The 25,127-nt window shown below is 72.8% G+C and carries 24 protein-coding genes; 14 read left to right on the forward strand and 10 right to left on the reverse strand.

Annotated elements, in window-relative coordinates:
• The first annotated feature begins 129 nt into the window (after positions 1 to 129).
• Positions 130 to 333, forward strand: a complete 204-nt coding sequence (locus AC5L3X_RS22110) for a TM2 domain-containing protein (protein WP_189125738.1) — start codon at positions 130 to 132, stop codon at positions 331 to 333.
• Between the two features lie 46 nt (positions 334 to 379).
• On the opposite strand, the gene thrS is transcribed toward AC5L3X_RS22110, so the two are convergent.
• From thrS to AC5L3X_RS22125, 3 genes are read right to left on the reverse strand one after another with little or no spacing between them, the layout of a single operon-like run.
• Positions 380 to 2,347, reverse strand: a complete 1,968-nt coding sequence (gene thrS / locus AC5L3X_RS22115) for a threonine--tRNA ligase (RefSeq protein ID WP_494859241.1) — start codon at positions 2,345 to 2,347, stop codon at positions 380 to 382.
• A gap of 43 nt (positions 2,348 to 2,390) precedes the next feature.
• Positions 2,391 to 2,987, reverse strand: coding sequence for a glycoside hydrolase family 25 protein (locus AC5L3X_RS22120; protein WP_189125739.1), 597 nt, complete (start codon positions 2,985 to 2,987; stop codon positions 2,391 to 2,393).
• Between the two features lie 59 nt (positions 2,988 to 3,046).
• Positions 3,047 to 3,940 carry a TIGR03564 family F420-dependent LLM class oxidoreductase gene (locus tag AC5L3X_RS22125; RefSeq protein WP_189125859.1) on the reverse strand — a complete coding sequence of 298 codons (894 nt, stop codon included), beginning with the start codon at positions 3,938 to 3,940 and terminating at the stop codon, positions 3,047 to 3,049.
• 124 nt (positions 3,941 to 4,064) lie between these two features.
• Here AC5L3X_RS22125 and pgm point away from each other — a divergent pair, with 124 nt between their 5' ends.
• The 4 genes from pgm to AC5L3X_RS22145 all read left to right on the forward strand — a co-directional run bounded on the left by pgm (position 4,065) and on the right by AC5L3X_RS22145 (position 8,398).
• Entirely contained in the window at positions 4,065 to 5,693 is a 1,629-nt protein-coding gene (gene pgm, locus AC5L3X_RS22130) for a phosphoglucomutase (alpha-D-glucose-1,6-bisphosphate-dependent) (protein ID WP_494859243.1), read from the forward strand.
• Between the two features lie 124 nt (positions 5,694 to 5,817).
• The gene (locus AC5L3X_RS22135) at positions 5,818 to 7,059 is read left to right on the forward strand and encodes a hypothetical protein (RefSeq protein ID WP_494859245.1); all 1,242 of its coding nucleotides are present in this window, start codon (positions 5,818 to 5,820) and stop codon (positions 7,057 to 7,059) included.
• Positions 7,056 to 7,769 carry a DUF2786 domain-containing protein gene (locus tag AC5L3X_RS22140; RefSeq protein ID WP_494859247.1) on the forward strand — a complete coding sequence of 238 codons (714 nt, stop codon included), beginning with the start codon at positions 7,056 to 7,058 and terminating at the stop codon, positions 7,767 to 7,769. Before AC5L3X_RS22135 ends, AC5L3X_RS22140 begins: the two co-directional genes overlap by 4 nt.
• On the forward strand, positions 7,763 to 8,398 hold the full coding sequence (locus AC5L3X_RS22145; RefSeq protein WP_494859248.1) for an HD domain-containing protein: 636 nt from the start codon (positions 7,763 to 7,765) through the stop codon (positions 8,396 to 8,398). Before AC5L3X_RS22140 ends, AC5L3X_RS22145 begins: the two co-directional genes overlap by 7 nt.
• Here AC5L3X_RS22145 and AC5L3X_RS22150 read toward each other — a convergent pair.
• The 3 genes from AC5L3X_RS22150 to AC5L3X_RS22160 are packed head-to-tail and all read right to left on the reverse strand — an operon-like array spanning position 8,348 to position 10,594.
• Positions 8,348 to 8,611 carry a DUF4031 domain-containing protein gene (locus tag AC5L3X_RS22150; protein ID WP_189125744.1) on the reverse strand — a complete coding sequence of 88 codons (264 nt, stop codon included), beginning with the start codon at positions 8,609 to 8,611 and terminating at the stop codon, positions 8,348 to 8,350. The two genes, AC5L3X_RS22145 and AC5L3X_RS22150, sit on opposite strands and share 51 nt — an antisense overlap.
• 38 nt (positions 8,612 to 8,649) lie before the next feature.
• On the reverse strand, positions 8,650 to 9,405 hold the full coding sequence (locus AC5L3X_RS22155) for an HAD family hydrolase (RefSeq protein ID WP_494859250.1): 756 nt from the start codon (positions 9,403 to 9,405) through the stop codon (positions 8,650 to 8,652).
• Between the two features lie 19 nt (positions 9,406 to 9,424).
• Positions 9,425 to 10,594, reverse strand: coding sequence for a cytochrome P450 (locus AC5L3X_RS22160; RefSeq protein ID WP_494859252.1), 1,170 nt, complete (start codon positions 10,592 to 10,594; stop codon positions 9,425 to 9,427).
• Positions 10,595 to 10,999: 405 nt separating this feature from the next.
• On the opposite strand from AC5L3X_RS22160, the gene AC5L3X_RS22165 reads away from it, so the two are divergent.
• The 9 genes from AC5L3X_RS22165 (at position 11,000) to mtnB (ending at position 19,798) form a co-directional block, all read left to right on the forward strand.
• Positions 11,000 to 11,695, forward strand: coding sequence for a DUF4142 domain-containing protein (locus AC5L3X_RS22165; RefSeq protein ID WP_189125747.1), 696 nt, complete (start codon positions 11,000 to 11,002; stop codon positions 11,693 to 11,695).
• Positions 11,696 to 11,882: 187 nt separating this feature from the next.
• Positions 11,883 to 12,920 (forward strand): BMP family ABC transporter substrate-binding protein, encoded by a 1,038-nt coding sequence (locus AC5L3X_RS22170; RefSeq protein WP_494859254.1) that lies wholly within the window; start codon positions 11,883 to 11,885, stop codon positions 12,918 to 12,920.
• A gap of 2 nt (positions 12,921 to 12,922) precedes the next feature.
• Positions 12,923 to 14,503 carry an ABC transporter ATP-binding protein gene (locus AC5L3X_RS22175; RefSeq protein ID WP_494859256.1) on the forward strand — a complete coding sequence of 527 codons (1,581 nt, stop codon included), beginning with the start codon at positions 12,923 to 12,925 and terminating at the stop codon, positions 14,501 to 14,503.
• On the forward strand, positions 14,500 to 15,633 hold the full coding sequence (locus tag AC5L3X_RS22180; RefSeq protein ID WP_494859258.1) for an ABC transporter permease: 1,134 nt from the start codon (positions 14,500 to 14,502) through the stop codon (positions 15,631 to 15,633). Before AC5L3X_RS22175 ends, AC5L3X_RS22180 begins: the two co-directional genes overlap by 4 nt.
• Entirely contained in the window at positions 15,630 to 16,520 is an 891-nt protein-coding gene (locus tag AC5L3X_RS22185) for an ABC transporter permease (protein WP_225263423.1), read from the forward strand. The genes AC5L3X_RS22180 and AC5L3X_RS22185 overlap by 4 nt, the downstream gene beginning before the upstream one ends.
• Positions 16,517 to 17,545, forward strand: coding sequence for a s-methyl-5-thioribose-1-phosphate isomerase (locus tag AC5L3X_RS22190; protein WP_494859260.1), 1,029 nt, complete (start codon positions 16,517 to 16,519; stop codon positions 17,543 to 17,545). The genes AC5L3X_RS22185 and AC5L3X_RS22190 overlap by 4 nt, the downstream gene beginning before the upstream one ends.
• A complete protein-coding gene (locus AC5L3X_RS22195; RefSeq protein ID WP_494859262.1) occupies positions 17,542 to 18,498 on the forward strand; it encodes a nucleoside hydrolase in 957 nt (318 codons plus the stop codon). The genes AC5L3X_RS22190 and AC5L3X_RS22195 overlap by 4 nt, the downstream gene beginning before the upstream one ends.
• Complete coding sequence (mtnC, locus tag AC5L3X_RS22200) at positions 18,495 to 19,181, forward strand: acireductone synthase (RefSeq protein ID WP_494859263.1); 687 nt, start codon at positions 18,495 to 18,497, stop codon at positions 19,179 to 19,181. Before AC5L3X_RS22195 ends, mtnC begins: the two co-directional genes overlap by 4 nt.
• Complete coding sequence (mtnB, locus tag AC5L3X_RS22205; protein ID WP_225263425.1) at positions 19,178 to 19,798, forward strand: methylthioribulose 1-phosphate dehydratase; 621 nt, start codon at positions 19,178 to 19,180, stop codon at positions 19,796 to 19,798. Before mtnC ends, mtnB begins: the two co-directional genes overlap by 4 nt.
• Before the next feature lie 48 nt (positions 19,799 to 19,846).
• Here mtnB and mtnK read toward each other — a convergent pair whose 3' ends face one another.
• Genes mtnK through AC5L3X_RS22225 form a run of 4 tightly spaced genes read right to left on the reverse strand, consistent with a single transcriptional unit; the run spans position 19,847 to position 25,120 of the window.
• Positions 19,847 to 21,070 carry an S-methyl-5-thioribose kinase gene (mtnK, locus tag AC5L3X_RS22210; RefSeq protein WP_494859448.1) on the reverse strand — a complete coding sequence of 408 codons (1,224 nt, stop codon included), beginning with the start codon at positions 21,068 to 21,070 and terminating at the stop codon, positions 19,847 to 19,849.
• Positions 21,071 to 21,075: 5 nt separating this feature from the next.
• Entirely contained in the window at positions 21,076 to 22,131 is a 1,056-nt protein-coding gene (locus tag AC5L3X_RS22215; RefSeq protein WP_494859265.1) for an ABC transporter permease, read from the reverse strand.
• Complete coding sequence (locus AC5L3X_RS22220; protein ID WP_494859267.1) at positions 22,128 to 24,035, reverse strand: sugar ABC transporter ATP-binding protein; 1,908 nt, start codon at positions 24,033 to 24,035, stop codon at positions 22,128 to 22,130. The genes AC5L3X_RS22215 and AC5L3X_RS22220 overlap by 4 nt, the downstream gene beginning before the upstream one ends.
• The gene (locus AC5L3X_RS22225) at positions 24,032 to 25,120 is read right to left on the reverse strand and encodes a substrate-binding domain-containing protein (protein WP_494859269.1); all 1,089 of its coding nucleotides are present in this window, start codon (positions 25,118 to 25,120) and stop codon (positions 24,032 to 24,034) included. Before AC5L3X_RS22225 ends, AC5L3X_RS22220 begins: the two co-directional genes overlap by 4 nt.
• Positions 25,121 to 25,127: the final 7 nt, after the last annotated feature.

Consider the following 25,127-nt stretch of genomic DNA (forward strand, 5'->3'; position numbering starts at 1 on the left):
CCGATTCGCTGACGAGTCGGCCGGTGGCTGCTAGGTTCAGGCGCTGCGGTGATCATCCCCGCGGTCCAAGCCGGCCGGGCGGCCCACGTGTGCCACCCGGCCCACCTCCTGAAATCGAAGGGACATTCCATGGCCAAGTCGTGGCTCGTGGCCGTCTTGCTCTGCTTCTTCCTGGGCGCGCTCGGCGTGCACCGGTTCTACGTGGGCAAGATCGGCACCGGCATCCTGATGATCGTCACCCTGGGCGGCCTCGGCGTCTGGGTGCTGATCGACTTCATCATGATCCTGATCGGCAAGTTCAACGACAAGCAGGGACAACCCCTGGCGAAGTGACGCGAGGTGCGGCGGAGCGGATCCCCGCTCCGCCGCACGCGAAAGATCAGACCTGTGTGCGGCGCTCGACCGCGTCGACGATCTCGGAGATCGCCTGGTCGACCGGCACACCGTTCTTCTGCTCGCCGCTGCGGTAGCGGAAGGACACCGCGCCGTTGGCGATGTCGTCGTCGCCGGCCAGCAGCATGAACGGGACCTTGGACTTCTGCGCGTTGCGGATCTTCTTCTGCATGCGGTCGTCGGCGGTGTCGACCTCGACCCTGATGCCGCGCTCGCGCAGCCGCTTGGCCACGTCCTGCAGATAAGGGGCATGGGCGTCGGCGATCGGGATGCCGACCACCTGCACCGGGGCCAGCCAGGGCGGGAAGGCGCCGGCGTAGTGCTCGGTGAGCACCCCGAGGAAGCGCTCGATCGAGCCGAACAGCGCCCGGTGGATCATGACGGGCGTCTGGCGGCTGCCGTCGGCCGCCTGGTATTCGAGCTCGAACCGCTTGGGCTGGTTGAGGTCGAGCTGAATGGTGGACAGCTGCCAGGTGCGGCCGATGGCGTCCTTGGCCTGGACCGAGATCTTCGGCCCGTAGAAGGCGGCGCCGCCCGGGTCGTGCACCAGCTCGAGCCCGGACTCCTCGGCCGCCTGGCGCAGCGCCTCGGTGGCCTCGTCCCAGTCGGCCGGGTCGCCGATGAACTTCTCGGACTCGTCGCGGGTGGACAGCTCCAGGTAGAACTCCGACAGGCCGAAGTCGCGCAGCACGCTCAGCACGAAGGCGAGCAGGCTCTTCAGCTCGCCGCCCATCTGCTCCCTGGTGCAGTAGATGTGCGAGTCGTCCTGCGTCATGCCGCGCACCCGGGTCAGGCCGTGCACCACGCCGGACTTCTCGTAACGGTAGACGGAGCCGAACTCGCACAGCCGCAGCGGCAGCTCGCGATAGGAGCGCCCGCGCGCCCGGAAGATCAGGTTGTGCATCGGGCAGTTCATCGGCTTGACGCGGTATTCGACGCCCTCCAGCTCGAAGGGCGGGAACATGTCCTCGGCGTACCACGGCAGGTGCCCGGAGGTCTCGAACAGCTGCGACTTGGTGATGTGCGGGGTGTTGACGAACTCGTAGCCCGCCTCGCCCTGCCGGCGGCGCATGTAGTCTTCCATCTCCTTGCGGATGATCCCGCCCTTGGGATGGAAGACCGGCAGCCCGCTGCCCAGCTCGGGCGGGAAGCTGAACAGGTCGAGCTCGGCGCCCAGCTTGCGGTGGTCGCGCTTCTCGGCCTCCTCCAGCAGCTTGAGGTATTCGTCCTGCTTGTCGCGTGACTCCCAGGCGGTGCCGTAGATGCGCTGCAGCTGGGGGTTCTTCTCGCTGCCGCGCCAGTAGGCGCCGCCGGTGCGCATCAGCTTGAACGCCGGGATGGACCGGGTGGACGGCACGTGCGGGCCGCGGCACAGGTCCTTCCAGCACAGCTCGCCGGACTTGGGGTCGAGGTTGTCGTAGATGGTCAGCTGACCCTCGCCGACCTCCACGCTCTCCTCGGCGTCGGCGCCGCCGCCCTTGAGCCCGATCAGCTCCAGTTTGTACGGCTCGCCGGCCAGCTCCTCGCGGGCCTCGTCGTCGGTGACGGCCCGGCGGGAGAACAGCTGCCCCTGCTTGACGATCTCGCGCATGCGCTTCTCGACGCGCTTGAGGTCGTCGGGGTGGAACGGCTGCGCCACGTCGAAGTCGTAGTAGAAGCCGTTGTCGACCGGCGGGCCGATGCCCAGCCTGGCCTCGGGGAACAGCTCCTGCACCGCCTGCGCCATGACGTGGGCGGTGGAGTGGCGGACGATCGCCCTGCCCTCGTCGCTGGAGACCTCGATCGGCTCGACCGCGTCGCCGTCGGCGAGCGGGGCGGCCAGGTCGCGCGGCTCGCCGTTGACCCGGGCCGCGATGACGGAGCGACCGTCCGCCTGGAGCGCGTCACCGGCCGTCGTGCCGGCCGCGACCACACGCTCGGCTCCGGCGAGGGTGATGCGTAGCTCGGCTGACACGGTGACTCCCTGGGGTCGGATTCGTCGATGGTGGTTATCGATGCTATCGCTTGTGAAACCCCAACCTGGTCAGTGCTTGGCGGGTGCCGTCGAAGACGTTGCGGTCGACGGGGCTGTTGGAATATTGGTGGATCGTCCACTCGGTCCACGGCCCCGGCACCATGGGCTCGCCGCGCGGCTGGTCGGGGCTCGCGATCCACAGCGGATACTCGCCGAGGCCGGCGCAGGCGCCCGAGCGGGCGAAGGACTGGTAGGTGTAGACGAGCGGCCGCACCCCGCCGTGCCGCTCGACGTAGTGGCACCAGCGGCGGGCGTGCCGGGCGACCTGTTCGGGCCGCAGCCCGTCGGTCGTCTCCAGGTCGATCGCGACCAGGTCGCCGCGGCGCAGCCCGCCGGCCAGGGTGATCGTGCGCAGGAAGCTGCGCGCTCCCTCGACGGGGTCTCCCTTGGGGCGGGCGAAGTGGTAGGCGCCGCAGACGATCCAGTTCTCCCGCATGCCCTCCCAGTTGCGGGCGAAGAAGCGATCGACGTAGTCGCCGCCCTCGGTCGCCTTGGCGAAGGCGAAGGCGACCCCGGCGCGGGCGTGCGCGGACCAGTCAACGGAGCCCTGCCAGTTGGACACGTCTATGCCTTGCAGCAAGCGCTTCACCTTGCGGGAGTTTATTCGGATGCCTCCCGATCAGGCCCCCGACGCGCCGGTCAGAGCAGTTGCTTCAGCAGCTCCCTGGTGCGCTCCCGCTTGGAGTAGGGGGCGGCCACGAAGTCGGTGACGCCGGCCTTGGCCAGCGTGTCGATCTGGGCGCGCACGCTCTCCTCGTCGCCGACGATCGCCACGTCCCCGGGGCCGGCCGCGCCCTCGCGGTCGAGCATGGCCCGGTAGGAGGGCAGCTGCCCGTACATCGCGAAGACCTCCGCGGCGCGCGCCCTGGCGGCGGCCGGATCGTCCGTGACGCAGATCGGCAGCGTGCAGACGATGCGCGGCCGGCCGCGGCCGGCCTCCTCGGCGGCGGCGGTGATGGCGGGCGCGATGTGCTCGGCGACCGTCCTGGGGCCGGTCATCCAGAGGATGGTGCCGTCGGCCCTGGCGCCGGCCAGCTTGAGCATGCGCGGAGCCAGGGCGGCGAGCAGCACCTGCGGGCCGGCTCCGGGCGTGCTGAGCCGGATGTCGGCCTTGAGGGTCTCGCCCTCGGCTCGCACGTGCTCGCCGCGGATCGCGGGCAGCAGGATGTCGAGGTACTCCTTCATGTGCCTGGCGGGCCGGTCGAAGCTGTAGCCGAACATGTTCTCGATCACGATCTGGTGGGACAGGCCGATGCCGAGCGTGAGCCGGCCGCCGAGCGCCGCGTTGACCGTCATCGCCTGCTGGGCGAGCGCGGCCGGGTGGCGCGGGTAGGTCGGGACGACGCCGGTGCCGAGCTCCATCCCCGGCGCCTGGCTGCCCGCGACGGCCAGCGCGGTGAGGGCGTCGAGGCCGAAGATGTGCGACATCCAGCCGGACGCGAAACCGTCGGCGTGCGCGGCGGCGATGGCGTCGCGCAGTTCGCCGAACGGCTCGGAGCCCGTGGGCTCGTTGAGCAGCAGTCCGATTCGCATGTCCACCGAACTCCATTCTAGTTTTGGGGTCACGGCGAGTCTAACCCCGGCCGAGCCGGCGGCCCCGGCCCGACACGGCGATCTCCGGCGGGCCTCGCCGAACGCGCTTTGTAGGGTGGGACCCATGAGTCACGAGCGCGCTGGACAGCCGGCCGGGCCGGCCGACCTGGCCGACGTCCCCAGGCTGGTCACGGCCTACTACGCGCTCCACCCCGATCCGGGCGAGGTGGGCCAGCGGGTGGCGTTCGGCACCTCCGGGCACCGGGGGTCGTCGCTCGACACCGCGTTCAACGAGGACCACATCCTGGCCACGAGCCAGGCGATCTGCGAATACCGCGCCGCGCGGGGCACCGACGGGCCGCTGTTCCTGGGCGCCGACACGCACGCGCTGTCCGAGCCCGCCCGCGTGTCGGCGCTGGAGGTGTTCGCGGCCAACGACGTGAGCGTGGTCGTCGACTCGCGTGACGGCTACACGCCCACCCCGGCCGTCTCGCACGCCATCCTCGCCCACAACCGCGGCCGCGAGTCCGGGCTGGCCGACGGCGTGGTGGTCACGCCCTCGCACAACCCGCCGCGTGACGGGGGCTTCAAGTACAACCCGCCGGACGGCGGGCCGGCCGGCACCGAGGCCACGACGTGGATCCAGGACCGCGCCAACGAGCTGCTGGCGGCCGGCCTCGCGGGGGTGCGCCGCGTCCCCTACGCCAGGGCGCTGCGGGCGGCGGGCCGCCACGACTTCCTCGGCCGCTACGTCGACGACCTGCCCTCGGTGGTCGACCTCGACGCGATCCGGTCGGCCGGGGTGCGCATCGGGGCCGACCCGCTGGGCGGGGCCTCCGTGGCCTACTGGGGGGAGATCGCCGAGCGGCACCGGCTCGACCTGACCGTGGTCAACCCGCTGGTGGACCCGACGTGGCGGTTCATGACGCTCGACTGGGACGGCAGGATCCGGATGGACTGCTCGTCGGCGTACGCGATGGCCTCCCTGATCGCCGGCCGCGACACCTACGACATCGCCACGGGCAACGACGCCGACTCCGATCGGCACGGCATCGTGACGCCCGACGGGCTGATGAACCCCAACCACTACCTCGCCGTGGCGATCTCCTACCTCTACGCGCACCGTGACGGCTGGCCCGCGGGCGCCGGGGTGGGCAAGACGATGGTCAGCAGCCGGATCATCGACCTGGTCACCGAGTCGCTGGGCCGCCGGCTGTACGAGGTGCCGGTGGGGTTCAAGTGGTTCGTGCCCGGCCTGCTCGACGGCTCGCTGGGTTTCGGCGGCGAGGAGAGCGCCGGGGCGTCGTTCCTGCGCCGCGACGGCTCGGTGTGGACCACCGACAAGGACGGCATCATCTTGGCGCTGCTGGCCTCGGAGATCCTGGCCGTCACGGGCGAGTCGCCGAGCGCCCGCTACCGCGAGCTGACGGCCCGCTTCGGCGAGCCCGCCTACGCCCGGGTCGACGCGCCGGCCGGTCGCGAGGAGAAGGCGGTGCTCGCGCGGCTGTCGGCCGAGCAGGTGACCGCGACCAGCCTGGCCGGCGAGCCGATCACCTCGGTGCTGACGTCGGCGCCGGGCAACGGGGCTCCGCTGGGCGGGGTCAGGGTGTCCACGCGGAGCGCCTGGTTCGCGGCCCGGCCGTCGGGGACCGAGGACGTGTACAAGATCTACGCCGAGTCGTTCCGGGGTCCGGAGCATCTGGCGAAGGTCCAGGAGGAGGCGCGGTCCCTCGTTTCAGCCGCCTTGGGATGAAAAACGAGTGCGATAAAGCTGGGCAAAACGGGGCTGGAGCGGCTGTTTGGCATACAAGATGCCAACAGTCTGCAATGATCTCGTCGTTATACAGCCGGAGTTCGATCCTCACGGATAGTGACTGATGCCCACATTCGACGAGATAGCCGCCTTCGTCACCGAGAAGCCGTTCGCCACCGCTGTCATCGCCCTGCTGGGCCTGGCCTCGCTCGTGCTCGCGTTCCTGTTGCTCAGGATCGCCTGGCGGGCCGGGGCCTTCCTGTTCACCCGCTACGTCGCACCCCGTCCCATCGAGGACGTGCTCACCATCGTGGCCGCCTCCATCGCGACGGGCGTGTCCGCGCAGGGCATGTGGCGCTTCTCCGGCGACGTTCTCGGGCTCGACGGCCCGCTGCGGCTGCTGCTGTTCGCGTTCATCGAGGTCGCGATCATCACCTCGGCCGTACGCGCCCGCCGCAACATGCGGGAGAACTTCTCCGCCGGCATCGACGGCATCGCCGTGTGGGCGCTGACCTGCCTGACCGCGGTGCTGTCCAGCATGGACGCGCGCAGCCTGCCCGAGGCGCTGTTCCGGCTCGCGGCGCCGCTCGTGGCCGCCTGGCTGTGGGAGCGCGGCATGGCCATCGAGCGCCACCGCATCAGGGGCACCGGCCGCATCAACTGGCGGCTCACCCCCGAGCGGCTGATGGTGCGGATGGGCCTGGCCGAGGTGAGCGACCGCACCGCGAGCGAGGTCGACGCGCACCGGCGGCTCACCCGCGTCGCGCTGGCCGCCAAGAAGGCCAAGGCGCTGCGCGAGGGCGGCGCCCCCGAACGCAAGATGCGCGCCGCGCTGGCCCGGCTGGACAAGGCCATGGACCAGGCGGTCGAGCACACCGGCCTGGCCGTCGACCCGGGCCGCCAGGAGGCGCTGCTGGCCCAGATCGCCGCCCTCTACAACACCTCCGCGCTCATCGACGCCGACCCGCGCGTGCCCTGGGAGCCCACCGCCGACCACCACCCGGTGCCGGCCCGCCCGGCGCTTCCCCCGGCGCTCGCCGAGCTGGTGGACGACGAGGACGAGGACGTCGAGGTGCTCGACCGGGCCCCGCAGGTCGTGGACACCGCACAGCGGGCGGCGCTCATGCGGGCGGCGCGCGACTACTGGGACCGGCAGATCGCCAAGGGCATCGTGCCGCGCACGGTCGACATCGCCCAGGAGATCGGCCTCTCGCTGTCCACCGCCCGCGAGTACCGCGCGCTGTGGAAGCTGGAACCCGCCGCCCACGCCCTGATCGAGGCGCTGTACCACCAGCACGGCATCGTCGACACCGGCGCCTTCCCGGCCATCGCCGACGACGGGCGGGTGCTGACCAAGTCCCGATGAGGGAACGCACGCTCGAACGGGTCAGGAAACTGCTGGCCAAGGCCGAGCGCACCGACAACAAGCATGAGCGGGCCACGTTCATGGCGGCGGCGTCCGCCCTGATGGCCAAGCACGGCATCGACACCCTCGCCCCCGCCCCCGGCTCGGGCCGTCAGGTCCCTGGCGACCGCATCGTGACGCTGAGCGCTCCCTGGGCCAGGGAGAAGGCCCGGCTGGTCAGCCTGGTGGCGCAGGCGGTGCGCTGCCGCCCGCTGCTCATCGGCGCGTCCGCCGCGGACGGCGGCGGGCAGCGGGTGCACGTCTTCGGCTTCGCCGCCGACCTGGAACGCGCCGACGTGCTGGCGACGTCACTGCTGCTGCAGATGGCCTCCGGACTGGCCGGGGTACGCCCGCCGCGGGACGCGGTCTCGGCCCGGGCCTACCGCCGGTCGTGGCTGCTCGGCTTCGCGGACGAGGTGTACCGGCTGCTGTGCGAGGCGGAGAGGCGGGCGGAGGCCGAGGCGCCCGCGGCGGGCACCGCGCTGGTGCTGGCCGACCGGCGGGCGGAGGTGGAACGGGCAGTGGCGGCCCACTACCCGAGGGTACGGATGAGCGTCCCGCGCACCAGCGGCACCGGCTACCGGGACGGCGCGGCCGCGGGACGGCGGGCCGACCTCGGGCGCCCCCGGATGGGCGGGCGCGTCGCGGCTCTATCGTGGGAGCCATGCTGACGAGCTGGCGCGCGGTGGCGGGGCGGTCGCGGGCGGCCGAGGCGGTCGGGGCCGAGCTGGTCGCCCGATGGTCGGAGCCGCATCGGCGCTACCACACGCTGGAGCACCTGGCCGTCGTGCTCACCGCGATCGACCGGCTGGCCGGCGCCGCCGACGACCCGGCGGCGGTGCGGCTGGCCGCCTGGTTCCACGACGCCGTCTACGACGGCCGGCCCGGCCGCGACGAGGAGCGCAGCGCCCAGCTGGCCGAGTCGAGACTCCCCCGCTGCGGCGTGCCGGCCGCCCGGGTCGCCGAGGTCGCCCGGCTGGTGCGGCTGACGGCCGCGCACGACCGGCTGGTCCCGGGCGACCGCGACGGCGAGGTGCTGTGCGACGCCGACCTGGCGGTGCTGGCCGGGCCTGGCTACGACAACTACGCGGCCAGGATCCGGCAGGAGTACGCGCACGTGCCCGCCGAGCTGTTCAGGCAGGGGCGGGCCGAGGTGCTGCGCCGGCTGCTGGCCACGCCTCGGCTCTACCGCACCCCCGAGGCGTACGCGCTGTGGGAGGCGGCGGCCCGGGCCAACCTGGGCGGCGAGCTAGCGGCGCTTGCGGCGGCGCAGCCCGGCGTCGATCAGGCGGTGCAGTAGCTCGCGCGAGCTGACCGCCTCGGCCCCCAGGTCGACCGCCATCCGGTGGACGGTCTCGGGCACGTCGTAGTGGTCGCGGTCGAAGGCCCGCACCGGCATGCCGAGCCGCCCGGCGAAGGCGTGCAGCTCGTCCAGGGAGTGGTCGCTGACCAGGTGCGACCACATAAGTCCGCGCGGCCCCGGCCAGTGCGGAGGATCGATGAGCACCGTCACGGGCTCAAGGTTAGGACGTCAAGGTCAAAACGTCAGGGTCAGGACCTCATGGGCAGGACCCTGCCGCGCACGGCGAGCTCGCCGAGATCGGTCACCACCAGGTCGGCGCCGTGCTCGCGCAGCTCCGCGGCGGCGCCGTCCTTGTCGACGGCGATCACCAGGCCGAATCCGCCCTTCCGGCCGGCCTCGATGCCCGGCAGGGCCGCCTCCACCACGGCCGCCCTGGCCGCGGGCAGGGCCAGCCGGCGGACGGCCTCCAGGAACAGCGCCGGGTCGGGTTTGCCCGGCAGGTGCATCAGGGCCGCGTCGTTGCCGTCGACCAGCAGGTCGAACAGGTGGGCCACGCCCGCCGAGGTGACCAGCCTGCGGGCGTGCAGGCTGGCCGAGACGCCCGCGACGCGCGCGCCACGGCGGCGCAGCTCGTGGAGGAGCGCCACGGTGGACGGGAACGCCGCCACGCCGTACTTGTCCACCTGGGCCAGGAAGAGGTGGTCCTTGGCCAGGCCGAGCCCGTGGACGGTGGGCGCGCCCGGCTCGTCGTCGGGGCCGCCCTCGGGCAGGTCGATGCCGCGTGAGGCCAGGAAGGTGCGGACGCCGTCGAGGCGTGGCCGCCCGTCGACATGCTGGAGGTAGTCGGCCCGGATGTCGAAGGGCGCCGCCGAGCGGCCGCGCAGAAAGGCGTCGAACACGTGTTTCCAGGCGGCCGCGTGCCCTCGGGCGGTGTCGGTCACCACGCCGTCGGTGTCGAACACGACGGCGCTGATCGCGGTCAGGTCGATGGCGGGCTCGTTCACACTTGAGAACGTAGCCGGATTACCACGCGACCGGTAGCTTCTCCACGCCGTAGACGATCGAGAGCGGCCGGAACGGCACCTCGCCCGCGACGTGGAGGTCAGGGAAGCGGCGCAGCAGCGCGGGGAAGGCGATGCGCATCTCCATCTGGGCCAGCGGTGCGCCGACACACCGGTGGATCCCGTGGCCGAACGACAGGTGCGAGCCCACCGTGGCCCGATAGGGCTTGACCTCGTCTATGTCGTCGCCGAGGCTGGGGTCGCGGTTGGCGCCGATCAGCGAGCAGAGCACCAACTCGCCCTTCTTGATGGGCTGTCCCTCCAGCTCCAGGTCCTCGCGGGCGAAGCGCGGGAAGGCCACCTGCACGACCGTCATGTAGCGCAGCAGCTCCTCGACCACCTCGACGACGTAGCCGTCGACCTCGCGCACCTTGGCCGCCTGCTCGGGGTTCTCCATCATCCAGAGGGTGCCGAGCGCGAGCATGCTGGTGCTGGTGTCGTGGCCGCCGGTCAGGATGCCGTCGGCCATGCTGGCCAGGGTCCGGTCGTCGAGCTCGTCACCGTGGTCGCGCAGCAGCTGGCCGAGCAGCCCGTCGCCGGGGTTCAGCCGCTCGCGGGCGACCAGGTCGATGAGGTAGGCCATCGCGTCATTGACCGCCTGCAGCGACGCCTCGGGCCCGGCCGTGAAGTCGAAGCGGTCGACGCTGAGCTTCATGAAGTCGGCCCGCTCCTCGTACGGCACGCCGAGCAGTTCGCAGACCACGAGCGACGGGATGGGCAGCGCGAACGACTCCACCAGGTCGGCCGGGGAGCCCTTGGCCTCCATCTTGTCCAGGTACTCCTCGACCATGGCCTCGATGCGCGGCTCCAGCCGGCGCAGCCGTCGCATGGTGAACTCGGGGGTGAGGTACTTGCGCAGCCTGGTGTGCTCGGGCGGGTCGCGGAAGCCGAGGCCGCCCGGGTCCTCCTGGTTGGAGCCCAGCCCGATCACGTTGCCGAAGTCGTTGCTGAAGCGCTCGTGGTCGCCGAGCACGTTCCGCACGTCGTGGTAGCGGGTGACCAGATAGACCGTCTGGCCGCCGGGGATCGACATGGGGAAGATCGGCTGCTCGGTTCGGATGCGAGCGAGCTCCGCCACCGGGTCGAAGCCCTCTCGCATGAACTGGACGAGGGGGAACTCTGAATCTGACATCACAATCCGTCCTGCTGGGGCACTACACCTAACGGGATAAATCCCTCCACGATGGTCCCATCTGGACGGACGAACTCTGGCCAGAGCCGGCCGGGCACGGGCGTCCTGGTCACCTCGCCGGGCGGCGGGACCGTGGGGCTCTCCCGGACCGAGGCCGGGGGCCGGCCGATGGTGAGCATGCGTCGCCCGCGCGATCGCTTGCTCACAGGAGCCTCCTAGGCCGACCGGGTCCATTGTGCGCCACCACGGCCTCCGCCGCGATGCCCCACGGACACCGAATCCTCCGGCGCCCGGCTGGCGGCGTCGGCGGGCCGCCGTGAACCGCTCCGCCCGGCGCCGCGTATCTCCTGGTGACCACCAGTGGCTGGCTGGCCGCATCCGACCATCCGGAAGGGGCTGACGGCAGTGCGACCTCCACGTGGCCGTCCCGTTCTCATCGCCGCCTGCGCCGCCCTCGTGGCCGTCGGCGCCTGCGGGCTCCGTCCTCAGCCCACCGGCACGACGAACGTCGTCACCGTGGGAACCGCCCCGCCCGCGACCAGCCTCCCGGACCTGGACCTCGACCCTCCCGCGGAGTCGGCGACGCCCACGGCCGGCGCCGAGGCCGACGACAGCACCTGGCAGACCAAGTGGGGCCCGCTGTCGGCCGCCGACCGTGACCTGGTCAAGAAGGTACGGCTGGCCACCCTGTGGGAGATGACCATCGCCCAGCAGGCCATGCAACGGGGCGACAGCGCCCGGATCCGGACGATCAGCGAGGAGATCGCCGAGCAGCACCACGGGCTGGACGAGCAGGCCCGCGCCCTGGCCACCAAGCTGGAGATCCAGCTGCCGGTCCGGCCGACCGACACCCAGCAGGAATGGATGGCCGACATCTCCGGCCGGTCGGGCAGGTCGTACGACGTCACCTACGTGAAGTGGCTGCGCCTGGCGCACGGGCAGATCTTCGCGCTGATCGGCGCGGTGCGCGGCAGCACCCAGAACACGCTGATCCGGCGCTTCGCCGAAGCCTGCAACGCGGCAGTGCTGAACCACCAGCGTCTCCTGGAGAGCACCGGCCTGGCCGGTCCCGAGGCCTTCCCCACGCCCCCCAAGACATAGCGGGGTGGTTCGCCGCGTCCCGCAGCCGAGGCCCGAGGGACATAGGCCCTGTCACGGACCGTACGATATGGACGTCCGAAAAGTGACAAACCAGGTTGTTCCTGTCGGAAATATGGAGATATACTCGCCCACCAGGATGGACAGCCCCGGTGGTACACGCCCCCTCCGGCAGACAGAACCAGGAACCATGCGAATCTCCCCAGCGCTCACCACTGCCGCCGCGCTCCTCACCCTCGCCGCGTGCGGCGGTCAGGGTGCGGACGGCTCAGGCGGTTCCGCCGCCCCCGCCTCCTCCGACAAGTCGATCATCCTGATCACGCCCAACCCGGTGGGCACCAACAGCTTCCTCCAGCTCGGCGTCAAGGGCGCCGAGGCTGCCGCCAAGGAGATCGGCGCGTCCTTCAAGCTCTACGAGAGCAAGGACCCGACCAGCATCGCGCAGAACGTCGACGCGGCGGTCCGCGCCAAGCCGACCGTCATCGTGGGCATCAGCTTCTCCTTCGACGACGTCTTCAACACCGTGCCCAAGCAGCACCCGGAGCAGCAGTTCCTGCAGGTCGACTCCTGTGCCAAGGACCAGGCGGCCAACCTGGCGTGCGTGTCGTTCAAGGAGCACGAGGCGGCCTACCTGGCCGGCATCGAGGCCGGGCTGCTCACCAAGAGCGACAAGATCGGCGTCGTGGCGGCCATCGACTCGCCGTTCGTGCACCGGTGGATCGACCCGTTCTTCGCCGGCGCCACCTCGGTCAAGGCGGGCGTCACCGGGACCCCGCTCTACGTGGGCGGCAACAACCCCTTCAGCGACCCGGCGCGGGCCAAGTCGCAGGCGCAGACGCTCACCGGGCGCGGCGCCGACATCGTCTCGGCCGCGGCCTCGGGCGGCAACCAGGGTGTCTTCGAGGCGGTCGGGGCCTCGGGCGCGAAGGCGTTCGGCGTGGACGTCAACCAGTGCGCGTCGAGCGCGGGCAACATCATCGACAACGTGCTCAAGCACGTGGACGTGGCCACCGTCGCCGCGATCAAGGAGATCGCCGAGGGCAAGAACGGCGGCGTCAAGGTCTACGGCCTGGCCGAGGGCGGCGTGGGCGTCAACGCGCTGGAGGACGACGTGGCCTCCTCGGGCTGCACCATCGCCGACAGCCCCGAGGTGATCGCCAAGGTCAAGCAGGCGCGCGACGACATCGTGGCCGGCAAGATCACCGTGGCCGACCCGCTCAAGGGCTAGCCGTGAGCGTCACCGCCACCGGTGACGGCTCGGCGGCGCCCGCCGCCGAGCTCGTCGGCGTCACCAAACGGTTCGGTCCCGTGCTCGCCAACGACGGGATCGACCTGGCGGTCGCCCGAGGAGAGATCCACGCCGTCGTCGGCGAGAACGGCGCCGGCAAGTCCACCCTGATGTCCGTGCTCTACGGCCTGCACCGGCCGGACGCCGGTCACGTGCTGCGCGACGGGAAACGCATCCGGCTGCGCTCCCCCGCCGACGCCATCGCGCACGGGCTCGGCATGGTGCACCAGCGTTTCCGGCTGTTCCCCGAGCTGACCGTGGCGGAGAACGTCGTGCTCGGCGCGGAACCCGTCCATCGCGGCGCGGTCGACCGGGCCGCGGCCCGGCGCGCGGTGGAGGAGCTGGGCGAACGGTACGGTCTGCGGGCCGATCCGGCGGCCCAGGTCGGCACGCTGCCGGTCGGCGTACGGCAGCGGGTGGAGATCCTCAGGGCGCTCTACCGGGGCGCCGAGGTGCTGATCCTGGACGAGCCGACCTCCGTTCTCACCCCCGGCGAAGCCACCCGGCTGTTCGAGGTCCTGCGCACGGTGACCGCCACCGGCGCGTCCGTGCTGCTCGTGACGCACAAGCTCAGCGAGGTGCTGACCGCCGGTGACCGCGTCACCGTCCTTCGCCAGGGCCGCGTCACGGGGCGGTTCGACACGGCCGGCACCACCGCCGCCGAACTCGTCCAGGCGATGATCGGCCGCACCCTCGGCTCCGCCGGACCCGCCCGGTCCACGACCGGGCCCCGCGAGGCGGCGTACGCGCTGGAGGTGCGCGACCTCAGCCTGAGCGACCGCGACGGCGTGGCGCGGCTGTCGGGCGTGTCGTTCGGCGTGCGGCCGGGCGAGATCGTCGGCATCGCCGGCGTGGCCGGCAGCGGTCAGCGCGAGCTGATCGACGCGGTGACCGGGCTGAACGTCCCCGGGCCGCGTGATTCCGGGCAGGTCCTGCTCGGCGACGCGCCCGTGAGACGCGGCAGGGACCCCGAGGTCGCCTACGTGCCCGAGGACCGCCACGGCCGGGGCACCGCGTCCGAGATGTCACTGGCGGAGAACCTCCTCATGGGCGACCAGCGCCGGCCGGGCTCCCACGCCGGACGGCTCGGCCTGTCCAGGGCGGCCGTCCGGGCCAGGGCACGCGACCTGGTCGAGAGGTTCTCGATCAGCGCGGCGTCGGTGGACGTGCCCATCGGCGCGCTGTCCGGCGGCAACGCGCAGAAGGCGGTGCTGGCCCGCGAGCTGTCCCGGCGCACTCCCGTGATCGTGGTCGAGGAGCCGACGCAGGGCGTGGACGTGGGCGCGCAGGAACGGATCCACGCGCTGCTGGCCGAGGCCCGCGACCGTGGTCAGGCGGTGCTGGTGCAGTCGAGCGAGCTGTCGGAGCTGCGCGCGTTGTCGGACCGGATCCTGGTGATGTTCGAGGGCCGGGTGGTCGCCGAGTTCAGCGGCGACGAGGCCACCGAGGCCCTCCTCGGCCAGGCGATGACCGGAGCCACGCCTGAAGCGACGTCTGAAGCCACGAGTGGAGACCTGGCATGACCACGCCCGCGCCCGGCACGCCCGCGCCCGTCACGACCGCCGCCCCGGGCGGAGAGCCGCGAGGCGGCGGGCCGGCGCCAGGGGCGCACGTCCTCGGATGGGCGCGCCGGATCGTCCTGTCGACGCCGGTGCTCGCCATCGGCGGCGCGCTGGTGCTGACCACGCTGGTGATGCTGGCGGTCGGGGTGGACCCGTCGCTCGCCTATCCGGCGCTGCTGCGGGGCGCCCTGGCCGACGGCAACCTGGAATACACCATCGCCGCGTTCGTGCCGACGCTCGGCATGGCGCTGGCGTTCGCGATCCCGCTGCGGGCCGGTGAGTTCAACCTCGGCGGCGACGGCCAGATGGCGATCGGCGGCGTCACCGCCGCCGCGATCGCGCTGCACCTGCCGATGGTGGCCGGGGTCGCGGTCGTGCTGCCGCTGGCCGCCGCCGCGCTGGCCGGCGGGCTGGTCGCGGGGCTGTCCGCGCCGCTGCGCACCCGGCTCGGCATTCCCGCCATCGTGACCACGCTGCTGATCAGCACCCCGGCGGTGGCGTTCGCCTCCTACCTGGTCCGCTTCCCGCTGGGCGAGCAGGGCACCGGCATCGCCCAGACCCCGCCGCTGCCCGACGCGACCCACCTGCCCGCGCTGGCCGGCAGCTCCTATGTCACGATCGGGCTGCCGCTCATCGCGCTGCTCACCGTCGCCTGGCTGTACGCCGACTCGCGGACCGTTCTCGGCTACGAGATCCGCGCGACCGGGCAGAACCGCGACTTCGCCCGCTACGGCGGCGTGGCCGTCAACCGCCTGGCCGCCGTGACCCTGGCCGGCGGCGGCGCGTTCGCCGGCCTGGTGGGCGCGCTGATCGTGCTCGGCCCGCCCTACAGGTACGTCGACGGCGCGCTCACCGCGCCCGGCTACACCTTCACCGCCGTGGCCGCGGTGCTGCTGGCGACCGCGCGGCCGATCGCCGTGCCGTTCGCCGTGGCGCTGCTGACCGTGCTGCAGGTGGGCGGCCAGGGAATGGAACGCGAGGCCGGGGTGCCCAGCCAGCTCACGCAGATCGTACAGGGGCTGATCATCGTGATCGTCGCCGTGTTCGCGACCGTCCGGCACCTGAGGGCGCGGCGGGGGGCGGGCGCGTGAACATCTTCGAGGCGTCGTTCCTGGCCGCCGTGCTCACCGCCACGACGCCGGTCGTGCTGGCCGCGCTCGGCGGGCTGATCTGCCAGGTGGCCGGCGTGTTCAACATCGCGCTGGAGGGCCAGCTGCTGTGGGGCGCGTTCACCGCGGTCGTCTTCAGCCACCTGACCGGCAGCGCCTGGGCGGGCGTCGTGGGCGCGATGATCGTCACCCTGGTCTACGCGGCGGTGCTCTCGCTCGCCTCGGTGACCTTCCGGGCCGACCCGATCGTGGTGGCCGTGGGCACCAACCTGCTGGCCCTGGGGCTGACCGCGTTCCTGATGCGGCAGATCTTCGGCAGCGGCGGCACCTACAGCTCGCCCGACCTGGCCGGGCTGCCGACCCTCGCCGAGCTGGGGCTCGACGTGCCGGTGCTCGGATCGCAGTCGCCGCTGGTGCTGCTCGCGTTCGTGCTGGTGGCCGTCGTCGGGTGGTGGCTGCGCCGGACCCGTTCCGGGCTGCGGCTGCGCGGCATCGGCCAGCACCAGGCGGCCGCAGCCGCGCTCGGCCTGAAGGTCGGCGGCTACCGGCACGGCGTCGTGCTGGCGGCCGGCGCGCTGTGCGGGCTGGCCGGCGCACAGCTCGCGCTCGGCAACGTGACGCTGTTCAGCGAGGGCATGAGCGCGGGGCGCGGCTGGGTGGCGGTGGTCGCCGTCATGCTGGGCGGCGTGCTCCCCTGGCGGGTGCTGCTCGCCTGCCTGCTGTTCGGCGTCGCCGAGGCGGTGGGCTTCCGGCTCCAGGGGGTGGGGCTGCCGCAGCAGGCGGCCGACTCCGCACCGTACGTGATCACATTGTTCGCGCTGATCCTGGCCGGTGTGGCGGCCAGGCGGCGCCCGAAGGAGATCTCTTGACCGGATCCGGGACGGGAACCCCCGCGCTGGCCCATTCCGTCCGCTTCGCGGGCGACGCGGTGGAGATCCTCGACCGCCGCGTCTACCCGTTCGAGCGGCGCTGGGTGCGCTGCGCGACCAGCGAGGACGTCGCGGTGGCCATCGAGCGGATGGTCACGCAGAGCTCGGGCCCGCTGTACGCGACCACGGCCGGCATGGTCCTGGCCGCCCGGGAGGCGCGGCACGAGCCGCCCGGCGCGGCGGCCGAACGGCTGCGGGCGGCGGGCGCCCGGCTGATCGCGACCCGGCCGACGAACAACCACATCCGTGACGCCGTGCGCGCGATCCTGGACGACACGGCCGACGGGCCGCTCGCGCAGGCGTCCGGCGAGGAGCTGGCCGGCGCCGTCGAGGTGGCGGCGGCCGGGCACGACGCGGCCTACCGGGCACGCAGCGCGGCGCTCGGCCGGCACGCCGCGGGCCTGCTCCACGACGGCGCTCGGGTGCTGACCCACTGCTGGGCCGACGCCTACCTGATCGCGACCGTCGAGGCGGCCCGCGAGGCGGGCAAGCGGCTGGAGTTCGTCTGCACCGAGACCCGCCCCTACCTGCAGGGCGCCAGGCTCACGGCGGCGACGCTGGTGGAGATGGGCTACCGGCCCACGCTGATCACCGACGGCATGGTCGCCGCCGCCCTGGCCGACGGGCTCGCCGACGTGGCGCTGGTCGCCGCCGACCGGGTGACGCTCGACGGGCACGTGGTCAACAAGGTCGGCACGCTGGGCGTGGCGCTCGCCGCGCGGGAGTTCGGCGTGCCGTTCTACGTGCTGGTGCAGGCGCCCGACCCGCTCGCGCCCGGCGCGGCCGACGTCGAGATCGAGCACCGCGACGGCGACGAGGTGCTGAGCGTGCTCGGCGCCCGCACCGCCGCCGAGGGCGTCGCCGGCTACTACCCCGCCTTCGACACCACCCCGCCGCGCCTGGTCACCCGCATCGTGACCGAAAGCGGCGTCTACCGTCCCGAACACGTAAAAGAGGCAGTATGACCGAGACGCGACGGATTGTCGTGGACACCGACACCGGCATCGACGACGCCCACACCCTGCTCTACCTCGCCGGGCGGCCCGACGCCGAGATCGTCGCGGTCACCTCGGTGTTCGGCAACTGCGTCGAGGAGGACGCGGCGCGCAACATCGGCTACGTGAACGGGCTGCTCGGCCTGGACGTGCCGGTGGCGCGCGGCGCGGCCGAGCCGCTGGCCGGAGTCGCGCGCATCGCCGGCTACGTGCACGGCAAGGACGGCCTCGGTGACCTCGGCTACGACCGGCCGCTGCCCGAGGTCACCGGCGAGAGCGCCGCCGAGCTGCTGGTACGGCTGGCGGCCGAGCAGCCGGGCGAGCTGGACCTGCTGGCCCTCGGGCCGCTGACCAACCTGGGTGAGGCGCTGCGCATCGACCCGGACCTGCTCACGAGGTATCGGTCGGTGGTGCTGATGGGCGGGTCGGGGCCGTACGCTCCGCCCGGCACGGTGCTGATGGTCGACGCGAACATCGCCAACGACCCGGTCGCGGCCGCCGCGGTGTTCGCCGCGCCGCGCGCCGAGCTGGTGATGGTCGGCGTCAACGTCACCGGGACGACCATCCTGCACGAGCGGGCCATCGCCGCGCTGCGGGCCACGGACACGCCGAAGGCGAGGTTCGCCGTGGCGATCCTGGACTCCTACATGGACTTCTACCAGAACGAGTGGGGCCGCCGGATCATCCCGCTGCACGACCCGCTGGCCGCCGGCATCCTGCTGGACCGGGGCTTCGCCACCGCCTGGGCCGACGGGCCTGTCAACATCATGAGTGACGGCTTCATGTCGAGGGCGCGGCTGATGCGCACCCACGACGGCCTGCCGCCGTCCTTCCCGTACGAGCCGGCGCCCGACACGCGGGTGATCACCGCGGTCGACGCGCCGCGCTTCGTCGCCGATTTCGTGGAGGTGCTGACGCGATGAGCAACCCGCCCAGCTGGATCGTGCTGGACATCGAGGGCACGACGAGCTCGACCGAGTCCGTCCACGTGGGGCTCTACGCCTATGCCCGTCCCCGGCTCGGCCCGTGGATCGACGCGCACCGCGACGATCCCGACGTGGCCGCGGCCGTGGCGGAAACCGGCGGCGCCACGACGGAGGAGACCGTGGCGATCCTGCACGGCTGGATGGACGGCGACGTCAAGGCGACGCCGCTGAAGACGCTGCAGGGGCAGATCTGGGCCGCCGGGTTCGCCGCCGGGGAGCTCACCGCGCACTTCTTCCCCGACGTGCCGCCCGTCCTGCGCCGGTGGCACGAGGGGGGGCGCCGGCTCGCGGTGTTCTCCTCCGGATCGGTCGCGAGCCAGCGGCCGTGGTTCCGGCACACGACGGCCGGCGACCTGTCGGTGCTGGTCGAGCGGCACTTCGACACGGTCAACGCGGGGCCGAAGCGGGAGCCGGGCTCCTATCTGAAGATCGCTGAGGCGCTCGGGACGCCGCCGGGCGACCTGCTGTTCCTGTCGGACGTGCCGGCCGAGCTGGACGCCGCGGCGGCGGCCGGCTGGCGGACGACCGGGGTGCGCCGGCCGGGAGAGCCGAGCGAGGCGGCCGGCTTCGGCGCCCATCCCGTGGTCGCGTCATTCGAGGAGATCGAGGAGATCAAGTGAACGTCCCCACCACGCAGGGAGTGCTCGACGCGGGCGCCCGGCTCGCCGTCGAGGCCGCCCGCTTCACCTCGTTCGGCTGGATGCGCGGCACGTCGGGCAACCTGTCGGAGGTGGTGACCCGCGATCCGCTGCGGCTCGCGGTCACCGCCAGCGGCCTGGACAAGGGTGAGCTCACCGCCTCCGACGTCGCCGTGGTCGGGCCGGACGGCGGGCCGGTCGAGGTGGGCGGCATCGCCCCGCTGACGCCCTCCGCCGAGGCCGGGCTGCACGCCCGGATCGCCGGAGTGAGCGGCGCCGACGCGATCGTGCACGTGCACGCGCTGAACGCGGTGCTGGCCGGCCACCACTGGCCGGCGGGCGTGCGGCTGCGCGACGTCGAGACCCTCAAGGGCATCGGCCGCCTCGCCCACGACGACGAGGTGGTCATCCCGGTGATCACCAACAGCCAGGACATGACGGAGCTGGGCGACCGCTTCGAGGCCGCCTACGACCCGCGCACGCCCGCCGTGATCGTCGCCGACCACGGCCTCTACACCTGGGCGCCGACGCTGAAGCGGGCCCGCCACATCACCGAGTGCGTGGAGTGGCTGCTGGCCTACGCCATCGCCATCCGCTGACCCCGGCCCAGGTCCCGGCCGGGCGGCCGGAGCCTGGGCCGAGCGTGCTCAGGACGCCGCGGCGGACAGGAGGGCGCCGACGCGGTCGAACAACGGCTCCGGCCGGTCGGCGGGCCGGGTGAGCAGGTGGCGGGCGGCGTGCAGGACGCCGCGGATCGCCTTGACGCGCCGCTCCTCCGGGAGCGTCTCGATGTCGGTGACGCGGGAGAAGCCGATCACCCGGCGGGCCGCCTTGGCCGCGCCGAACGCCGCCGCGTCGGCGTGGACCTTGGCGAGGTAGGCGGCGAGGACGCCGTCGCCGTAGACGCGCGGATCGGCGCGCTCCGGCCACAGGGCGGTGAACTCCGCCTCGAACGCCTCCCAGGTCCGCGTGGCCAGCCCGAGCGCCCACGCCGCGTGCTCTTCGTCGCCGAGCGCGAAACCGCGCGCCGCGGCCAGCACGTAGTTGCCCCACAGCGCCCCGATGTCGAACCCGACCGGACCGTAGAAGGCGAACTCGACGTCGAACGCGCGCGTCGAGCGGGCGACGCCGGGTCCCTCGGCGCGGACGAGGACGGACCCGGTGTGCAGGTCGCCGTGGATGAGCGCCTCGGCGTGCGTCATGAACGCCAGCTTGGCCAGCCCGATGGCGGTGCGCACCCCGGGGTCGCCCGCGTAGGCCGCCACGTCCGGCTCGTTGGCGGGCAGGATCCGGTTGTGCTCGTGCTCGATGTACGGCTCGGTGAAGACGAGGTCCTCGGTGATCTCGCACAGCTCCGGATTGACCGACGCGGCCAGCCCCGCCTTGTGCGCCTCGGCGCCCAGACCGAACACCGACGTGCCGAAGCCCACCCGGGCCACGTAGCGCCCGAGGTCGCCGGCCACTCCCTCGTCGCGCCGGCCCTCGTTGAGCCGTCCCCGCCACACCTGGTGGTCGGACAGGTTCTCCAGGGCCACCACGTGCCTGGTCTCGTCGACGTCGTACAGCGCGGGCACCAGGCCGGGCGCCGCCGTGCCGTGCGCCGCGAGCACGGCCGCCTCGATCCGGTTGCGGTCGGGGGTGATGGGCCAGTCGGGGTCGACGCGCACGTACGGCATCGACTGCTTGAGCACCACGCCCGGCCCGTCCTCGGCCTCGACGGCGAACACGAGGTTCATGTTGCCGTCGCCGACCTCGCGGACCCGCGTGATGCGCGCGGGGTCGACGAGCCGGGCCAGCGCGGGCCGGCCGGCGATGTAGGCGGGCACGTTCTCGACGTTGAGCAGTTCGTACGACTGCCCCGCGTCCGCCACCAGGGTCAACGGAGGCTCCTCTCTCCACGTCCGGGCGTCAGGGTGTAGCTGACGACGAGCGCGCCCACGAGCAGCGCTCCCTGGACGAAGGTCTGTGCGTAGTAGGGGGCGTTGAGCATCGTCATGCCGTTGATCATCACCCCGATGAACAACGCCCCCACGACGGTACCCAGCGCGTTGGGCCGGTTGGCGCCCAGCACGGCGAAGCCGATGAGCGCCGCGGCCACCGACTGGAGCAGGTACGGGTCGCCCGCTCCCACGTCTCCCCGGCCCAGCCGGGCGGACAGCATGATCCCGGCGATCGCCGCGCACAGTCCGGAGACGACGTAGGCGAGCGCCCGGTAGCGGGCGACCCGGATGCCGGCGAGCCTGGCCGCCTCGGCGTTGCCGCCGATCGCGTAGAGCGCCCGGCCCCAGCGGGTGTGGTTGAGCAGCACGTACACGGCGACGGCGAGCAGCGCGAAGATCACCACGGGCACCGGGACGGGCCCGATCCTGCCGCCGCCGAGCCAGGCGAACCCCTCGGTGTAGCGGCCGGGCGCCGGCGTGCCGTCCACGGTCATGCCCGCCGAGACCGACTGGCCGGAGGTGATGATCAGCGCGAGCCCCTGGAAGAGGAACATCGTGCCGAGCGTGGCCACCAGGTCGGGCACCCGCGCCACCACCGTGAGCAGCGCGTTGACCCCGGCCACGAGCAGCCCCGTCACCAGGCCGGCGACGATCGCGGTGGCGCCGGTGAGGTTGAACCTGACCATGGCGAGCGCGGTCACCATCACGACCGCGCCGACGCAGGCTCCGGCGGACAGGTCGAAGCCGCCGGTGGTCATCGAGACGGTGACGCCGAGCGCGACCACGCCGACGACCGCCACCGACTGCAGCACGATGAGCGCGTTGGCGAAGGTGCCGAACGCGGGCCGGAGCACCGCGAAGATCACCAGCATCGCCACGAGCACCACGACCAGCCCGTACCGGTAGGCGAGCGAGGCCGCCTTCGCGCCCCGCGCGCCGGTCGGGCGGGCGCCGCCGTCGACGTCCGCGGTCCGCTGTCCGGCCGCCGTCATGCCGCTCCTCCCGTCGGCGCCTCGGCCGCCGGCATGGTCGCCGACCTCTCGGCCATCGGCATGGTCGTCGACGCCCCGGTCCCCGGCGTCATCGTCGGTACCTCGGTCCCCGACATGAGGGCCGCCAGGAGCTCGGGGGTGGCCTCCGCGACGGCCAGCTCGCCGGTCGGCGTGCCGTCGTGCAGCACCAGGACCCGGTCGGCCAGCTCGACGATCTCCTGCGGGTCGGACGAGGCGACCACCACCGCCATGCCGGCGGCCTCGCGGACCACCCGGCCGATGTCGGCGCGCGCGCCGACGTCTACGCCCCGGAACGGCTCGTCGAGCAGCAGGACGCGCGGCGCCGCCTCCAGCCAGCGGCCGACCACGACCTTCTGCTGGTTGCCGCCGGACAGGGTCTCGATGGGCGCCTCGATCCCCCGCTCACGCCCGCCTGACCTACCGGGCCTACCGGTCCGGTCGCCGCCGCGGGTTCCCGTCTCGGGGTGGGTACGGAACCGGTCGCCGCCGCGGCTTCCCGTTTCAGGGTGCGTACGGAACCGGTCGCCGCTGCCGGAGGTTCCCGTTTCGGGGTCCCCGGGGGTGTGAGGCTCGGCGGGCGGCGAAAGTCCTGGCCCGCGGACGCCGAAGCGGTCGGTGACGCGGCGGGCCGCGGCGGCCTCCGAGCGGCGGTGGAGCAGGCCGCCGCGGCTGTGCGCGCGGAGCATGGGCAGCGACACGTGCGCCCGTACGGACCAGCCGGGCACGATGGCCTGGGCGGCGCGCTCCTCGGCGGCGAACGCGACGCCGGCCGCGATCGCCGCGTGCGGATCCCCGGGCCGGTACGGCGCGCCGTCGAGCCGCAGCTCGCCGGAGACGAGCGGCCGGGCGCCGCCGAGCTGTTCGAGCAGCTCGGTCTTGCCCGCTCCGACCAGCCCGGTGACGCCGAGCACCTCGCCCTCGCGAACCTCCAGGTCGAACGCCTCCCGGCCGGGGGCGATCCGGATCCCGGTGGCGGTCAGCACGACCGCTCCCCTGTCGCCCGGCGTCGCGGCCTCGGTGGCGGAAGCGAAAGCGGCGGCGGCGGCGGTGGTGGTGGCGGTGGCGGAAGCGAAAGCGGCGGCGGCGGCGGCGGTGGCGGTGGCGGTGGCGGTGGCGGTGGCGGAAGCCGTGGCCAAGGCTGTGGCGGGCGCGGCGAACTCGCCGAGCATGGCCCCGACGATGGCCGCGCGGGTGAGCGGGGCGGTGAAGGTCCGGCTCACCCGGCCGTCGCGCAGGACGATCACGCGGTCGCACAGCGACTCGATCTCGGCCAGGCGGTGCGACACGTACAGGACGGCGACCCCCGACGCGGCGGCCTCGCGCACCTTGACGGCCAGGGCGTCGGCCTCCCTCGTGGAGAGCGTCGAGGTGGGCTCGTCCAGGATGAGCAGGCGTGCCTGGCGTGACAGGGCGCGGGCGAGCACGATCTGCTGGCGCGCGCTGGCGGGCAGCGTCTCGACCGGCGCGTCGAGCGGCAGTGAGAGCCGGGCCGCCTCGGCGATCGACCGGGCCCGCGCCACGATGGAGCGGCGCGTGGTGAACCAGCCGCCGCTCCGGGCGATGGAGTCGAGGGTGAGGTTCTCGGCCACCGTGGTGCCGAAGACGACGCCGTCGTCGATGTTCTGGTGCACGGTCTGCACGCCGGCCGCCTGGGCGTCGAGCGGGCTGCCCGGCGCGAAGCGGCGCCCGCCGAGCGTGAGCGTGCCCGCGCTCGGCCTGGTGGCTCCGGAGAGCACCTTGATCAGGGTGGACTTGCCCGCGCCGTTGGTGCCGATCAGCCCGGCGATCTCGCCGGGCCGCACGTCCAGCGTGACCCCGTCGAGGGCCCGGGTCGCGCCGTAGGTCTTGGACAGCCCGGACACCGCGATCGCGGGCTCGGTCACGACGCCGCCCAGGGGACGCGGGCCACGTCCGGCGTGTTCAGGGCGGGGATGGCCTGGGTGAGCTGCTCGATGTTGGTGATCGCGCCGTCGCGCAGTTGCTGCTGCGTGACCAGGGCCGGCGGCACCTTCAGCTCGGGGCCGACCTTCTCCCCGGCGACGAGCAGGGCGGCGGCGCGGACGGCGACTCGGCCGACGTTGGACGGGTCGGTCGTGGAGGTGGCCACCCACGGGCTGTTCGGCTCGGTCATGACGCCGATGTCGGCGGTCGAGATGTCCGCGCCGTAGACCTTGATCTTGTCCTGGAGGCCGAGTTCCTTGATCGCGAGCGTGGCGCCCTTGGCGAACTCGTCGTACGGGGCGAAGATCGCCTTCACGTCCGGGTTGGCCTGGAGGGCGGCCTTGGCCTGGTCGGCGACGGCGGACGCGGTGGAGCTGTTGACCACGCCGATCTGCGCGACCTGCTTGATGCCCGGGTTGTCCTTCTTGAACTGGGTCCAGGTCTCGTCGCGCCGGTCGAGCGGGGCGAACCCGGCCACGTACACGTAGACGACCTCGCCGCTGCCGCCGGTGTCGGCCTTGAGCGCTCCGAGCGCCTGCTCGGCGATCTGGTGGTCGTCCTGGGAAAGCACGACGGCCTTGGGGGTGCCGGGGTCGACGTCGAAGGCGACCAGCGGGATGCCGGCGTCGGCGGCCTTCTTGACGGCGGGCTGCACCGTCTGGGCGAAGCCGTGGTCGACGATGATCGCGTCGGCCTTCTGGTTGACGGCCTGCTCCAGATTGAGGGCCTGCTTGTCGTTGTTGCCGTCGCCGCTGGAGATCTCCAGCCGTACGTTCAGCGCCTTGGCCTCGGCTTCGGCTCCGGCCAGCCACTGCTCGAAGTAGTCGCCTGAGGAAAGCTGCCGGACCAGCGCGATCCGTACGTCGCCGGACGCGAACTCGGTGGGCACGGCGGCCGTCGGCGCCGACTGAGGGCTCGGCGGGGGCGCGGAGGTGGCGGGGGCGGCAGCGGTCGTTCCCTGGGAGCAGCCGGCGAGCGCGAGAACGCTCAGCGCGAAAGCGGCTCCGATATGTCTTGCACGGATCACATGGGGA

This window comes from Nonomuraea sp. CX421 (assembly GCF_059358955.1).